A 14,725-nucleotide genomic window follows, 5' to 3' on the forward strand; every position below is an offset into this window, starting at 1 on the left:
TTAACTTCCTTGCTTGATATTAGTTGCGGTATGAGTAGCAGTGTTCGTTACAGCTGTATCTGCTAGTGAACGTTTCGCTGCAAACTTCATTGCTTCGACTAACGTATCAAGATTACTTTTCATTTCAACGGCCACTTTATTCTCTTCATACGCACCATGCGTCATGTGCGAGAAACGGTAAAGTTGCACGCCCGTCGCTGCTTCAATCGTTTCCACATAACGGCTTGGCATATTTAATTCATAAAACAACACATCAATCTTCGATGCGCGGATCTTTTCAATCGTTTCTTGTAACTGACTTGCGCTTGGCTCAACACCGTGTGCAGGTTCAATGACCGCAGCAACATCGACACCAAATTCTTGCAAGATATAACCGTAGGCATTATGCGTTGTCGCCACCAGCATGCCCGAAGTATCTAAATCACCCAGCGTTAACATGGCTTGGCGCTTCATTTTACGGAATTCAGTCGCATATTTACGCGCATTTTTACGGTAAGTACGGGCGTTATCAGGATCAATCTTCGATAACTCTGTGGCGATGGTATAAACCTTTTGGATCGTCGTTGATAAACCCACAAACGTGTGTGGGTTTACTGCGCCTTCACCAACCGATTGACCAATCGCAGGTAATAACGGCACGTCTTTATTGGCTTTAATAACGATTAAATCATCACGGTTTGCTGCTTTAATTACTTTTAAAGCAAAGTCATCATGACCAATTGCGTTCACCACGATCACATCCATTTGTTTCAAACGGCGTAAATCATTCGGTTGTGGCTGGTAGTTGTGCGGATTAAAGCCTTCATCAACTAACGGCAATACATTGGCTTTATCACCAACCACGGCTTTCACGTAGCTGTAATAAGGCTGTAGGGTAATACCAATTGTTAACTTTTCAGCGGCTTGTAATGTCCCGCTCATCAATAATACCGCGCTCGTGGCAACGACTGTGAGTAGGTTTTTGAGACTACTATTTTTCATTATGCTTGTTTTTACCATGCTGATTTTCATTTTGATTATTCTCATTATCGACGTTGTCACATCTTAGTGACTGTCGTTATCAGTGTGCGCTGCTTCAACATCAGCAGCAAAGACCACTTGCTTCCAACCTGCGCTGATAAGCTCGGCGGCATTAAGTTTGTTTGCAACCAATGGTTCAGGAGTCGGCATATCTAATGCTAACCACACATCCGGTCGTGCAGCTTGGCTATTCAAGATCACCGCAACACTCCCCGTTGTTAACGCTGGAACACCTTGATATAGCGCAGGAGCAACTTTACGCCACGCATGTTTACCTTTACGTTCCCAGCTTTTATCGATGATAAAGGGCGCTAACCACAACTCATCTAGCGCCGCCATCTCCGGCCAAATATCGACGCCTTCAAACTCAAGGTTGTCTTGATGAATGTTACGGATCTCTTCATGGGCTAAACGTAATTCACCGATCATGGCCAGTTCCACAGTGGGCAAATCTTTAATTGATATTTGATGACTCGCGAGCTGTTTTTCGCTCGAGGCGGTTTGATGGTAAGGTAACAGAAGTGTTGCTGTTGCAAGAATGACGACGATGATTAACGCCACCCACTTACCTTCACGGCCACCATCATCTGGATGAACTGATTGACTGATCATTTTTCGCTAATCTCTACAACATCCACTTCAACTGGATTTTCATGACCGGCATCAAATACCAAATAAAAATCGGTATCTGGTTTACTAAATTCAGCAATTGAACGCTTATCCGTCACGCCTTTGGCAATTAAGTTATCATCGTAGTCATACATATTTACAGCGTAATCCACTGCCGTACTCGCATCACTGTAGCCCGCTTCGCAAGCGACTTTGTCAGACTCGAACCAGCAATTCATTAATGGGAAATGCGCACTGGCGGTACCCGAAAATAACCCCGTGATTAATGAAAGCGCTAGCAGCGTCGGTTTGATTGCCATTTTTGTCATGAAAACCTCAATACGAAATAGACTCATACAAAATAGATAAGTCGATAAATAAATAGAGCAAAAAAGCCTGTAATCAAATCTCATCTGATTACAGGCTAAAAGTAACTAACTCACAGTAGTGAAAATTACTGTAATAAAGCTTCGAAGGTGAAGTGCACATTAACGCTTGCTTTGTCAGCCATCGGATCGTTTTTCAATTCACCTTTGTAGTTGGCTTTCATCAAGTAACGGCCTGCTACTTCCGGCGTAAATGTCACCTTACCGTCTTTGTCACTTACTACGTCAATTTGCTCTTGGTGGTTACGGTATAACGTACCTTCACGAGTAATATCAGCAGTGACCCCCGCTTGTGATTCGCCATTAAAGAAGAACTGGAAACTAACCTCTTCACCTTCAACAATATCTGACGGATGAGTTAGTGGGCGCATTTCTAGGTATTTACCTTCAATTTCTAATGCTTTTTCAGTTGGCATGCCAACCGTTACATAGCTTTCTGCACGGGTGTAGCTCAATTGCGTGCTCACATCGCGTGCTTTTTCTGGGATCAAGTTTGCACGTTCAGCTTTGTTAGCTTTCACACGCTTAACAGTGTCACGACGACCTGCTTTATAAGCCGTGTAGTAAGACGGTACGTTGTTGATAGCAACTTTATGCGTGCCTTCTTCTTCAAAATAGAAGTCAAAGATAGAACGACGTTTACCGCGGATCACAAAGTTAGGACGTTCTTTACGGCCATCAGGCATGATCACTTGTGCAAATTCACTGCCGGCAGGCTTATCAAATACGAACGTACCGTGTGATGCAGTTACGTCAAACGTTAACCAATCACCACCTTCTTTTGATACGGTGAAATGCGATGGTAATACCCAACGTGGGTGTGCATTAGCCGTTGTTGTAGCAGCTAGTCCTGCGATAACCGTACAGGCTAAACCTAATACTTTTAATTTGCTTTTTGTAGACATTATCTTTCTCGCTATATTATTTAATTAGGTAGTTAATACGGATATCGCCGGTTTCTTCGGTCGGTGCAATGGTGTGACTAAATGGCTTATCACCTAACGTCATTTTTTGACGGATGAAATTACGGCCGCCGTGTTCACGCACTACTTCAACGTAAAATGTATACTTGCCCGCTTCAACGCGGTTACCGTCGTTATCTAAACCATCCCAAGTGAAACGGTAATCACCAGCAGGACGTGTTGCAGATGTAACGCCGTCAACTAATGCACGGTCATAGCGACCGACTTTGCGCCACCAGCTACGTAAATCCTTTAGCCATTCATCTTTACCCACCCACAGCTCAACAGTACGCACTGATTTACGCTTTGAGTTCTCGATCCATACAGCCACATAAGGACGGGCATACATAGATGAATCTATCTTAGGCAGGCTAAACTCAACCGCTAGTTCAGCAGTCGCAGGGATTGGCGCTGCACTTGCCGAAAAAGTCGGAATGAACAGGCTGCTTAATAATGCAATAGATAGTGCGATGCATAAGCCAAGACGTTTAAATAACAAAGTCATACAAGATCCTTAAGGAACGGCCACGACAAAAATAGCCAAAGTAACGAGCGAACCAAACAAGGTCCATTTTAATGAGGTTGCGAAGGTTTTCTTTTTAGGCACTAATAAGCACACGCCAGTTAAGACAAAAAACACCATCAACAGCGCGGTAATATCAATAAAAAATTTCCATACATCGCCGCTATTACGGCCTTTATGCAAATCATTTAATACAGCAATAACACCGTAATGGGTCTTTTCAATAACAGCTTCAGTCGTCGTCATATCAATAAATACTGCGACGTTATAACCAGGACCTTTGTAATCCATGGCGATCTCGCCTTCGATTAATTCACCATCTTCAATTTCAGTAAAAACATCTAATGCAGAAGGTTGACCAGAAAGATTAGCGTGTTCGGTAAGATAACTAACAATACCGGATTTATTGACAGCAACAGCGCCATGGGCATCATTGAATAAGGCTTGCGGTAAGCTCAGAATCGTTTCTTCAATATCAGGTTGGCTAGCAACAAACAGGCTTGGGCGATTCAGAGTGATCCCCGTGATCGAGAAAAACAATACCACCAGCAATAACGCCATCGAAATATAGATATGCAGACGACGCGCCCATACTTGCACTTGTTTATTCTTTAGAAAAGTTTTGTTTTTTGCTGTCGCTGTTTGGTTTTTCGATCTTGTCAGTGTTTTATTAGGAGTCTGGGGAAGAGTTTGACTAAAAGAAGACATGATCGTAATAACACTGCTTTGTTTATGGGATTAAAGTGTAAGCAATGTAATTGATAATCGTTTTCATTGGCATTGAATTTACATTATTTACGTTAATGCAATGCCAATAGCGGGATCTTATCAGTAATTAAGTTTTTTCTTCACTCATCTTGTTATTCATTGATCGTCATCGCTAAGTAAGTCACTATCGATTATTTCGCAATACGCTTTAATCTCAGCAGCGCTATGCTCAATGTTAGCCGCATCAGCAAGCTCCCATGATCGTTCGCAGGTTTGCGTGCGATCACACCACTGATAACCCGCGGCAGGTAAGCAACCATGTGCATCACGACCACCTCCGACAGGTTCCTGTTGTGTCGAACTGCAGGCTGTCATGCTAAGTAATAACAAAGGGGTGAGTATTGTAATTCGCATAATAGTTTCCATGAATAACGCATATAAATACTATATTAGTGTAAAGCAATATATTTACGTCAATATTTTACAGATAAAGGCATAGCAGACGATTAACACCTGCTATGCGAGACACTTTATTCATTAATAAACGATAGAAAGAGAAACTAAGAGAAAATTAAGCTGATGTATTACATATTATGTTCCGCAAAAGACGCAAGGCGACTACGCTGCACACCTTTTAAGAACACATTGGCACTACCATCAAAGTTTTTAAAACGCTCCACCACATAGGTTAAGCCCGAAGTCACCGCGGTTAAATAACTGCTATCAATTTGCGATAGATTACCCGAACAGACAATCTTAGTACCTTCACCACAGCGCGTAATAATCGTTTTCAATTGCGCCGCGGTGAGATTCTGACACTCATCCAACAACACAAAAGCATTTTGGATTGAACGACCACGCATAAAGTTAACCGATTTAAACTGTAAATTGGCTTTTTCTTTGATGTATTCCACCGAGCCATCTTTGCACTCATCGTGTTTATGTAATACCTCCAAGGTATCGGTGATAGCCGCTAACCAAGGCAGCATTTTTTCTTCCTCTGTACCCGGTAAGAAACCAATACTCTCGGCGATTTCAGGGGTGTTACGCGTGACAATGATCTTATCGAACATCTTCCGCTCAATCACTTGCTCTAGCGCTGCGGCCATCGCTAAAATGGTTTTACCACTCCCCGCTGGTCCTGTTAAGATCACCAAATCTATGTGCGGATTAAGCAGCGCTTCCATTGCCATACCTTGATAAATATTTTTCGGATGTATACCCCAGGCTTTTTGTGACATTAAGCGTTCACGGCCTAAATCCACAAAGCTGATATCGCCTTGGTCATTACCGACGACACGCGCAGCAAAGTGATCGGTTTCATCAATTAAGTATTGATTAATAAAGCTGTCTTTTAGCTGTTCAGTTTCCACCGTATGAATGGTCTTTGAGCCCATGGTTTCACTTTTCATGCTTTCACTGCGACACTCGCTAATTTCTTGCCAGAAATCACCGCTGAATTTATGAAACCCAGTGGCCAAAAACTTAATATCTTCGATCAATTGATCAGAGCGATAATCTTCAACGTACCTTAATCCTGCACCTTTGGCTTTCAGGCGCATATTGATATCTTTCGTTACCAACACAATTTCACGCTGTGACTGGCTTTGTAAAAACAACGCCGCGTTAATAATACGATTATCAGGTTCGTTATCAGTAAAAAAAGCATCTTGCTTCATCACGCTATGATCGGCAAAAATAGAGATCTTACCCAACTTATTTTTACTTTCGACTTTTTGTAGTGGTACACCTTGGCTTATCTCTTCAGGACTGGCATTGGAAAAAATATCTTCTAGTGCACGAATAGCCACACGCGCATCACGACTTACATCTCTTCCTCGATCTTTAATGTTATCGAGTTCTTCTAACACCGTCATCGGGATCATGACATCGTGTTCTTGAAAGGTGAAGATAGATAGGGGCGCGTGCAACAAAACATTGGTATCGAGAATGAAAACTTTACTGTTGGTACTTTCCATAGAAACACCTCATTAAGTTCGACTAACTCTTCAAGTTTAGTCGTTGAGCTCGTTGATTTCATTTTTAGCCATTTTTTTATAATATCTGTGGCGCAATACGATATACTTACACAATACATATCTCTGATGACCCTATCAGGCTTTTATTACGGAAATAAGATGACAGCAACTAAGACAGCACTTGACCCTAAACTATTTAAGAAAATCGAAATCATTTGTGAGAAAGGTGAAGAGCAACTCGAGTCTGAGCAATACGACACAGCAATCGAGACCTTTATGGAAGCTTATGATCTTGTTCCTGAACCTAAGATCCATTGGAATGTTTCAACCTGGATCCTAACAGCACTAGGTGACGCACATTTTATGCTTGGTGACTGGGATTCATTAGAAGAATCGGCTGGCTTTGCCATGCTATGCCCTGAAGGTGCCGTAAATCCTTATTTACACCTGCGTTTAGGTCAAGCACATTTTGAACTAGGCAATATGGAACCAGCTAAAGAACAGCTAACAAAGGCGTTTGAAGCAGAAGGTGCTGAAATATTCGGTGACGACGATGCTAAATATTTAGCATTCGCCCAAGCTTAATAATACCAGACGCAATGATGCGCGATCTTCATAACGAATAACGTGAAAATCAGTCGCTAAAAGGTCATTAATCGCTAAAGAATACCCCACATAAACAGACTTAGCGGGGTATTCTTTATTTTTATTAAATACAGTGATATAGGGCGTGTTACACAACAGATAAACACTAATCTAAAATCAGCGTTAATCCCAATAACGCCGGTGTTACCACAGTCGCAATCAAATTTGAACGTAAAAACTGAGGTTGCTGCGCAATATCCTGACCAAATTTGATACCACCATAAAGCGCATAAAATGCTAATGGCATAGGTACTAATGCAAGCAAACTCAAGACCGGTAAATAACCAATTACAACGTAACCAATAATCAGCGCTATCGCCAATGTAGCGAAGACAGCATAGACATAATTACTGACTTTTATACCATACGCCATTGGAAAATCTTGTGCCCTATCTTCATCTTCAGGCTCTTTAATGTCCCCATAGTTATTCAGTAACCATAAGTTGTTCACTAAGAAAAATGGGATCAACGCAATCACCCAAACCAGCTGCGTATATTGGCCGACCAACACGAATTCGGTGCCTAATATAATTAATAATGCAAAACCAAACCCTGGGGCTAATAACGAATAAATCGGGTGTTTTTTAATAATACTACTGTAACTCAGTAACAACATTAAACCGACAATACCCACTGGCAAGATACCTAAACCAAATTGTATGACCAAAAATAAACCGCACAACAAGCTCACAACCAAGGCAATAACCCCGACCAGGAATGCTGAGTTAACTTGATCTCGCGCTCGTGGGTAACCCCGATGTTGCTTACGGTTGGCTTTAAATGCCCAGCAATGCTTTAGATCTGAATACTCATGGAATGTACAAATACTGAAATGACCGACAAATGCCGCGATGCAGGCTGCAATTAATACATAGCCATTCACATCATCATGGTTTGCAACTACTGCGCTAAAACCAAGAAAAACACAAACAAGGGTGAGTAAAAAATACGATAAATTTATCGATCGTAATATTGTTTTAAACCTAAACGTTAACATAGCGAACCCGCCTCAAATAAATACTTATTTAGGGTTATGCTAGCGTGATTTATACAAGCTACATTTGATCTGAATCTAAAGTTGTCCCGGATTTCAATTTCAGTTACGTTAAAACAATAAACTGTGAAGTGAGATATTGATAAAATAATGGCAAGTAAAATGATATTTAAACAAATGTAATAAATAAAACATAATGTTAATAAGATAAAGCGTAGATGATAAAGGATTGGGAAAGATAGCTGTAGAGTGGATAAGGATAGGTAATAGTAGAGTAGAGCAATTAATATAATCTAAGTTATCTGTTCACTTAAATCCATATCTGTTGCGCTACTCTTACTTTGTTCTACTTCTGGTTTTGCCCTTGATCTTTACGGCATTGCTCTTTACAGCGTTGCAGTGTTTTAAAATCTGAATATATCGCTTATACGATCTCTGCAGCAACGACTGAGATTTCAACTAATAACGCTTCACGCGCCATACTTGCTTGTACGCATGCACGTGCAGGTGCATAACCAGCGGGAACCCAAGCATCCCACACAGCATTCATTTCAGCAAAATCCGTCATTTCTTTAATATAAATCGTCGCTGACAACATATGTTTTTTGTCACTGCCAGCTTGTTCTAATAATTCAGTTACTTTTGCTAGCATGGTTTCAGTTTGCTCTTTAATACCATACGTTGCATCTGCGCATACTTGGCCACATAAGTAGATAGTGCCATTGTGCTTTACAATACGGCTCATTCTTGGTTTAGTTTCCATACGTTCTATCATGCTAAATTCTCTTCGTTAAATATCAAGATGAATACCCAGCTTGTGGGTTAATCGGCTAGTTTACCTTGGATAACGGATAAATTTTAGCTTAAAATCAATAGTTATGCTCTAAACTCCATTTTCGTAAAATTTTATTTTCTACTTTCGGCTCAATTTGCATTATCGCTTTATCTAAAATTTTTCGTAACATCGCTTGGTCTTTACGAACCCCAAAACGATAGCGATTAACATATTTAGTCCGCCCCGATACCGTTAAATTCTTCAATCCGAGTTTGGCAATTTTGTAACGTAATACAAATAATGATTCGATGGTCGCGACAATTTCACCGTTCGCGGTTTTTTGCAGCGCCTCATCCGTGCTATCAACTCGACTAACAATCACTCTTGGATAGTTGCTACGGAGATATTCTTCATAGACATAACCTTCAACAACAGCGACGGTTTTACCACGTAATGATTTTAAGTTACGGATCCCATGCATGTTTTTCAAGGTTGCTAATGCCGCCTCAGCTTCAACATAAGGTGTTGTAAATAAAAGCCATTGTGAACGTCTCGGGGTTTGATTAAGGAAGGATAATACATCACAGCCACCGCTGCGGGTGACATCTAAACTTTGCTGCCAAGTATCTGTTTCTCTGACTTCAAACTCGACATCTAACATCTGAGAAAACACCGCGACATAATCCGCTGCAATACCAACATAACCAAGTTTTGGGTCCCACGCTTCATAAGGCATCCAGTTCGGGTCGATACAGAGTTTGATCGGCGCGCGACTGGTCAAGTAAGTACGTTCTTCGGTTGTAAGGCGTATTTTATCGATCCCCGCATGGGCAGATAAACTAATACTGGCTAAACTGAATGAACATAATAGCGTGATTATACAGCTTGCTTTTGTCATCGTATTGCTTCCCTCATGTTGCGATCATCCAATATAAGTTAAGACTATAAATCCCTAGCTATCTAGTAAAAACCATAATTATTCATCTGTAATGCCAATAACGCCACGTGATAAAACAATATAGATAGTCAATCAAACTAAAAATAAATGTCTTTAAGTCAGTGATAGAATTATAATTGCAGTATAATTTCACTCGATAACATGCCATGAAATATTTATTATTACTGACAATACTCTTAAGTGGCTGTAGTACCTACCCGCTGCAGACCAATTTAGATAAAGACAATTTCACCAATTACTTCGCCATTTCCGATGTCGAGTATTATACCACCAGTTCACTACAACATAGCCACGTTGAGCAGTTAGGCTTAGTCGAAGGCGAAAGCTGTCAAACCGCTGATAACCAGCCTCCAGCAGAAGAACAACAAGCAAAAATAGCAGCAAAACGTCAAGCAGCGGCCCTCAATGCAAATGGTATTATTATTCGTTCATGTATTGCCCCACCCGCTTCAAAAGCCTGCTTGAGTAGTTACCTCTGTTATGGTGATGCGATCAAAGTGAGTCCCTTAGCAAGCAGCAGTGACGATAACCTATAATGAAATTAGAACTCAATACTGTTGGTATCATCCACACCCCCTATAAAGAAAAATTTGCCGTACCACGCCAACCAGGGCTAGTGTCAGCAGCTAAAGCGCAGCTTATCTTGAGCCCACCGTATGATGAAGCGGATGCATTACGTGGTATTGAACAGTTTAGTCATGTTTGGCTGATATTTGCTTTTCATGAAACCATGGATAAAGGTTGGAATCCGACCGTGCGTCCACCACGTTTAGGGGGTAACGAACGTTTAGGCGTATTTGCTACTCGCTCTACATTTCGCCCCAATCCATTAGGGTTATCGGTCGCGAAACTGGACGGTATTAGCATCAAGAATAATCAGTGTATTTTGAATTTATCCGGCATAGATCTGGTTGATGGCACACCAATTTTAGATATCAAACCCTATGTGCCTTACGCCGATAGATTAACGGATGCACAAGCGGGCTATGCCAATGACGCGCCAATTGCTGATATGCAGGTATTATTTACCGATGAAGCCGTGACTCAAATAGGCGCCCAGCACAAAAAACACCCAGAATTACGCGACTTTATTGCCCAGGTATTAGCGCAAGATCCACGCCCTGCTTACAAAAAGAATAAAACTATCCGTCAGGAATACGGCGTGAAGTTATATGATTTTAATGTGCGTTGGGTAGTCGAAAGCGATGTTACGACGGTTGTTTCTGTCATAAAAGATGAGACGCCAGTAGCGTTAGTATCAGAGCAGCCAGCAGAAAAATAGAGCGACTAACGTCAATACGAAAAAGCGATTAACTGTGTTCGCAGTTAATCGGCTTTTTTATGTCAACAGCATCTAGCTTAAACGTCGTGGCGATCTTCGGATTATAAGAAGAACAAACGCCAAACCCAGTTAGAGTCTAAATCGTCTTTACAAGTGCGATACTGACCCGCGTATTTTAACGAACGTTGATCTACTTTTTTCGCTACTTTCTTCAACCACGGTTTTTGATTATAGGTTTTACGCTGATAACCGCCCCAACCTTCATGATAATTTAAGTATTGCTGCTCAGCGCTCCACTTAGATACACCGTTGATTTTTTGAGTTTTATTCATAAACCAGCCCATAAAATCCATCGCGTCATGAAAATCTGAGCGACTTGACCAGCTGTTACCCGTTTCTTTAACGTAATCACCCCATGTCATGGTTTTTGCTTGGGCGTAACCATAGGCAGAACTTGCACGTCCCGTCGGGATTATCCACCAATACTGCATCGGCGGCTGCGCATTATGCTTAAATGAGCTTTCTTGATACATCATCGCCATAGGAACGTGCACAGGCACCCCCCATTTCTCTTGACTGTCGATGGCCGCTTCATACCAATCATATTTTTCAATGAAGATATCGCAAATATTTTCTGGATTACGAGGTTGCGAAGAACAACCAAATAATAAACTGCTGACCATTATAAGTGCAGCTAATCTCAGTATTTTATTCATTTTTAATAGCACAAATCCAAAGTTGGCCGCCAGTATAGGACCTCCGATAAACGAATAAAAGGACAGCGGTCAAAAATAAATAAAACTAATCACTAACTTTTACTGTTTACTCTGGCTGCGCCCTGTTAAAATCACGCTCTTATATCGATTTTATTAGTAAATAAAGGAACGTTATGCGTAGCAGCAATTACTTGCTTTCAACTTTGAAAGAAACTCCAAATGACGCAGAAGTAATTAGCCACCAGCTAATGCTTCGTGCAGGTATGGTTCGTCGTCTTGCATCAGGTCTATACACTTGGTTACCGACAGGCTTACGAGTTTTACGTAAAGTAGAAAACATCGTACGTGAAGAGATGGATAAAGCAGGTGCTGTTGAAACGCTAATGCCGATGGTTCAGCCCGCTGATCTATGGCAAGAAACAGGTCGCATCGATAAATTCGGTCCAGAGTTGTTACGTATTAACGATCGCCACAACCGTCCTTTTGTTTTAGGTCCAACGCACGAAGAAGTGATCACTGATATCGCGCGTAAAGAAATCAACAGCTACAAACAACTGCCGTTGACGCTTTATCAGATCCAAACTAAATTCCGTGATGAAGTTCGTCCTCGTTTCGGTGTAATGCGTTCGCGTGAATTCCTGATGAAAGATGCTTATTCTTTCCATTTATCAGATGAATGTCTAAACGAAACGTACAACAAAATGCACACAGCCTATTGCAACATCTTTGAACGCATTGGCCTAGAATACCGTCCGGTACTAGCTGATACTGGTTCAATTGGTGGTGCTGTATCTCACGAATTCCACGTACTTGCAGAAAGCGGCGAAGACGATATCGTATTCTCTGACGGCAGCGATTACGCAGCAAACATTGAAAAAGCAGAAGCATTAGCACCTGCTGGCGAACGTCCTGCAGCAACGCAAGCACTCACTGTTGTTGCTACACCAGATGCACACAGCATCGAAGACGTTTGCAAATTCTTAGAAGTTGACGCAACACAAACAGTTAAAACACTGCTTGTAGCTGCTGAAGCTGAAGAAGGCCAAGCACAAGGCGTTATCGCTCTTGTACTACGCGGCGATCATGAACTAAACGAAGTGAAAGCAGAGAAAATTGCTGGTGTTGCTGCTCCGTTAACATTTGCTAACGAAGCACAAATCCAAGCGGCTGCAAACTGCGATGCTGGCTCTATCGGTCCTCAAGGTCTGAATTGCCCTGTTGTTGTTGATCGCAGCGCTGCACACCTAGCAGACTTTGTTTGTGGTGCTAACGTGAATGGCCAGCACATCACTGGCGCTAACTGGGATCGCGACATTAGCGATTACACAGTTGCAGATTTACGTAACGTTGTTGAAGGTGAAGCTAGCCCATGTGGTAAGGGTACACTTTCTATTAAACGTGGTATCGAAGTAGGTCATATCTTCCAACTTGGTACGCAATACGCAGAATCAATGGGCGCTGGCGTACTGAACATGCAAGGTAAACAGCAAACCATGACTATGGGTTGTTACGGTGTTGGTGTTTCTCGTATCGTTGCATCAGCAATCGAACAGAACCATGATGAAAACGGTATTATCTGGAACGAGTCAATCGCACCGTATAAAGTATCTATCATCCCAATGAACATGCATAAATCAGCCGAAGTAAAAGAAGCAGCAGAGAAAATCTACGCTGACCTTCAAGCTGCTGGCATTGAAGTATTGTTCGATGATCGTAAAGAGCGTCCAGGTGTAATGTTTGCGGATTCTGAACTTATCGGTATCCCACACAACATCATCATTGGCGACCGTAGTCTGAAGAATGGTCTAGTTGACCACAAACTACGTACAACTGGTGATAAGACTGAGATCGCACTGACAGACATCGTTGAACACATTAAAAGCTTACTAGCTTAAGCTAATAGGTAATTAACTTCGGTTAAGTGATTTTAGCTAAATAACTTTAGTTAAAAACGATTCAAAGCCAAGCATCTGCTTGGCTTTTTCGTATCTGGTCTATCCTAATTTACACAATTGCTCAAGGCTGTTAACATGCTGCCATTATCGATAAGGGCGAAAGCAATGAATAAGCAACAAGGTTTTACATTAATAGAACTCGTCATCATCATTATCGTATTAGGCATACTAGCCGCAATTGCCATACCTAAATTCACCAACTTATCATCAGACGCCCGACTTGCTTCACTTCGAGGAATGGAAGGTGCGATGCGTAGCGGTGCTAATTTAATCCATTCAAAAGCCGTAATCATCGGTGCTGACAAAGATGCTATAACGACAGATATTGATGGGGTGAACATGCAATTACACAGTGGTTATCCCGTAGGAAATTGGATCAATGGTATTCGCTACATCGTTAATTTAGATGCAATTAATTTTTCTCAATCAGCTACGATATGTGATGCAGACTGGTGCGGTAGAGGCAACCAAGTAAGACTGCCAAGCGGTATCACAACAACGCAACCGGGCCGAATAGGTAAAGTATATCCGAGAGGCTATAGTTGGAATGATAAGTGTGGGGTTTATTATATTAATCATGAAGATGGTAGACCCGCGGTGATCGGCCTAGAAACTGAAGATTGTAAATAATTCAATACATTGATGTTGTAAATAGTTTAAAATCACGTTTTTAATTTACAGGCAAAGGCCACAACCATGAAACGGATTTTTACTCACTTATTCATAATTTTAAGTCTATTTTCTTTCAACACTTGGGCAAATGACGGCGTCTTAAAGCACGCTTATAATAACCAACAAAGTGATGTCCAAGTTAAAGGTTCAGGCAAGGTCACCCGTATACTTGCTGATGATAATAAAGGCTCCCGCCATCAGAAATTCTTGTTACAGCTGAAGACTAGTCAAACTATATTGATCGCGCATAATATTGATTTAGCGCCACGCATTAATAACTTAAAAGTCGGTGATACAGTTCAGTTCTACGGTGAATACGAGTGGAACAGCAAAGGTGGTGTTATCCATTGGACCCATAAAGATCCGCGTGATAATCATAAGCACGGTTGGTTGAAGCACCGCGGTAGGGTTTATAACTGATTAATCACCAATGCATCAAACTTCTCCCTACTCCACAGTATTAATTTGGCGAAGCCGCTACTCTTTAACAATAATTAAAAGGTAGCGCCGTATTAGTAATGAAACCGCGCTTTATGATGCG

The 14,725-nt window shown here is 41.5% G+C and carries 18 protein-coding genes; 6 read left to right on the top strand and 12 right to left on the bottom strand.

Annotated elements, in window-relative coordinates:
• The 8 genes from FR932_RS14950 to FR932_RS14985 form a co-directional block, all read right to left on the bottom strand.
• On the bottom strand, positions 1-981 hold the full coding sequence (locus FR932_RS14950; protein ID WP_240532410.1) for a metal ABC transporter solute-binding protein, Zn/Mn family: 981 nt from the start codon (positions 979-981) through the stop codon (positions 1-3).
• A gap of 63 nt (positions 982-1,044) precedes the next feature.
• Entirely contained in the window at positions 1,045-1,632 is a 588-nt protein-coding gene (locus tag FR932_RS14955; RefSeq protein WP_019441711.1) for a DUF6162 family protein, read from the bottom strand.
• Positions 1,629-1,958 carry a hypothetical protein gene (locus FR932_RS14960; RefSeq protein ID WP_019441712.1) on the bottom strand — a complete coding sequence of 110 codons (330 nt, stop codon included), beginning with the start codon at positions 1,956-1,958 and terminating at the stop codon, positions 1,629-1,631. Before FR932_RS14960 ends, FR932_RS14955 begins: the two co-directional genes overlap by 4 nt.
• Before the next feature lie 125 nt (positions 1,959-2,083).
• Positions 2,084-2,920 carry a DUF4198 domain-containing protein gene (locus FR932_RS14965; protein ID WP_019441713.1) on the bottom strand — a complete coding sequence of 279 codons (837 nt, stop codon included), beginning with the start codon at positions 2,918-2,920 and terminating at the stop codon, positions 2,084-2,086.
• A 16-nt stretch (positions 2,921-2,936) separates the two neighbouring features.
• The gene (locus tag FR932_RS14970) at positions 2,937-3,482 is read right to left on the bottom strand and encodes a DUF2271 domain-containing protein (RefSeq protein ID WP_019441714.1); all 546 of its coding nucleotides are present in this window, start codon (positions 3,480-3,482) and stop codon (positions 2,937-2,939) included.
• Positions 3,483-3,491: 9 nt separating this feature from the next.
• Positions 3,492-4,100 (bottom strand): PepSY-associated TM helix domain-containing protein, encoded by a 609-nt coding sequence (locus tag FR932_RS14975; protein WP_019441715.1) that lies wholly within the window; start codon positions 4,098-4,100, stop codon positions 3,492-3,494.
• A 264-nt stretch (positions 4,101-4,364) separates the two neighbouring features.
• Positions 4,365-4,622: a hypothetical protein gene (locus FR932_RS14980; RefSeq protein WP_019441716.1), complete on the bottom strand. Its 258-nt coding sequence runs from the start codon at positions 4,620-4,622 to the stop codon at positions 4,365-4,367.
• Positions 4,623-4,792: 170 nt separating this feature from the next.
• The gene (locus tag FR932_RS14985; RefSeq protein ID WP_019441717.1) at positions 4,793-6,187 is read right to left on the bottom strand and encodes a PhoH family protein; all 1,395 of its coding nucleotides are present in this window, start codon (positions 6,185-6,187) and stop codon (positions 4,793-4,795) included.
• Between the two features lie 159 nt (positions 6,188-6,346).
• On the opposite strand from FR932_RS14985, the gene FR932_RS14990 reads away from it, so the two are divergent.
• Entirely contained in the window at positions 6,347-6,772 is a 426-nt protein-coding gene (locus FR932_RS14990; RefSeq protein ID WP_019441718.1) for a tetratricopeptide repeat protein, read from the top strand.
• A gap of 166 nt (positions 6,773-6,938) precedes the next feature.
• Here FR932_RS14990 and FR932_RS14995 read toward each other — a convergent pair whose 3' ends face one another.
• From FR932_RS14995 to FR932_RS15005, 3 genes are all read right to left on the bottom strand, one after another.
• Positions 6,939-7,829, bottom strand: coding sequence for a prenyltransferase (locus tag FR932_RS14995; RefSeq protein WP_019441719.1), 891 nt, complete (start codon positions 7,827-7,829; stop codon positions 6,939-6,941).
• Between the two features lie 421 nt (positions 7,830-8,250).
• Positions 8,251-8,601, bottom strand: a complete 351-nt coding sequence (locus FR932_RS15000; protein ID WP_019441720.1) for a RidA family protein — start codon at positions 8,599-8,601, stop codon at positions 8,251-8,253.
• Positions 8,602-8,695: 94 nt separating this feature from the next.
• Complete coding sequence (locus FR932_RS15005) at positions 8,696-9,499, bottom strand: transporter substrate-binding domain-containing protein (protein ID WP_019441721.1); 804 nt, start codon at positions 9,497-9,499, stop codon at positions 8,696-8,698.
• Between the two features lie 206 nt (positions 9,500-9,705).
• On the opposite strand from FR932_RS15005, the gene rcsF reads away from it, so the two are divergent.
• Positions 9,706-10,095: an Rcs stress response system protein RcsF gene (gene rcsF / locus FR932_RS15010; RefSeq protein ID WP_019441722.1), complete on the top strand. Its 390-nt coding sequence runs from the start codon at positions 9,706-9,708 to the stop codon at positions 10,093-10,095.
• Entirely contained in the window at positions 10,095-10,841 is a 747-nt protein-coding gene (tsaA, locus tag FR932_RS15015) for a tRNA (N6-threonylcarbamoyladenosine(37)-N6)-methyltransferase TrmO (protein ID WP_019441723.1), read from the top strand. Before rcsF ends, tsaA begins: the two co-directional genes overlap by 1 nt.
• A 101-nt stretch (positions 10,842-10,942) precedes the next feature.
• Here the strand turns inward: tsaA and FR932_RS15020 are convergent, their stop codons facing one another.
• Positions 10,943-11,557, bottom strand: coding sequence for a transglycosylase SLT domain-containing protein (locus FR932_RS15020; RefSeq protein ID WP_019441724.1), 615 nt, complete (start codon positions 11,555-11,557; stop codon positions 10,943-10,945).
• 173 nt (positions 11,558-11,730) lie between these two features.
• On the opposite strand from FR932_RS15020, the gene FR932_RS15025 reads away from it, so the two are divergent.
• The 3 genes from FR932_RS15025 to FR932_RS15035 all read left to right on the top strand — a co-directional run bounded on the left by FR932_RS15025 (position 11,731) and on the right by FR932_RS15035 (position 14,604).
• The gene (locus FR932_RS15025; RefSeq protein WP_019441725.1) at positions 11,731-13,452 is read left to right on the top strand and encodes a proline--tRNA ligase; all 1,722 of its coding nucleotides are present in this window, start codon (positions 11,731-11,733) and stop codon (positions 13,450-13,452) included.
• 165 nt (positions 13,453-13,617) lie between these two features.
• Entirely contained in the window at positions 13,618-14,142 is a 525-nt protein-coding gene (locus FR932_RS15030) for a prepilin-type N-terminal cleavage/methylation domain-containing protein (protein ID WP_240532411.1), read from the top strand.
• 66 nt (positions 14,143-14,208) lie between these two features.
• Positions 14,209-14,604 carry a DUF3465 domain-containing protein gene (locus FR932_RS15035; RefSeq protein WP_019441727.1) on the top strand — a complete coding sequence of 132 codons (396 nt, stop codon included), beginning with the start codon at positions 14,209-14,211 and terminating at the stop codon, positions 14,602-14,604.
• The last annotated feature ends 121 nt before the right edge of the window (positions 14,605-14,725 follow it).

This window comes from Moritella marina ATCC 15381, from assembly GCF_008931805.1.
In the GTDB taxonomy this organism is placed as follows: domain Bacteria; phylum Pseudomonadota; class Gammaproteobacteria; order Enterobacterales; family Moritellaceae; genus Moritella; species Moritella marina.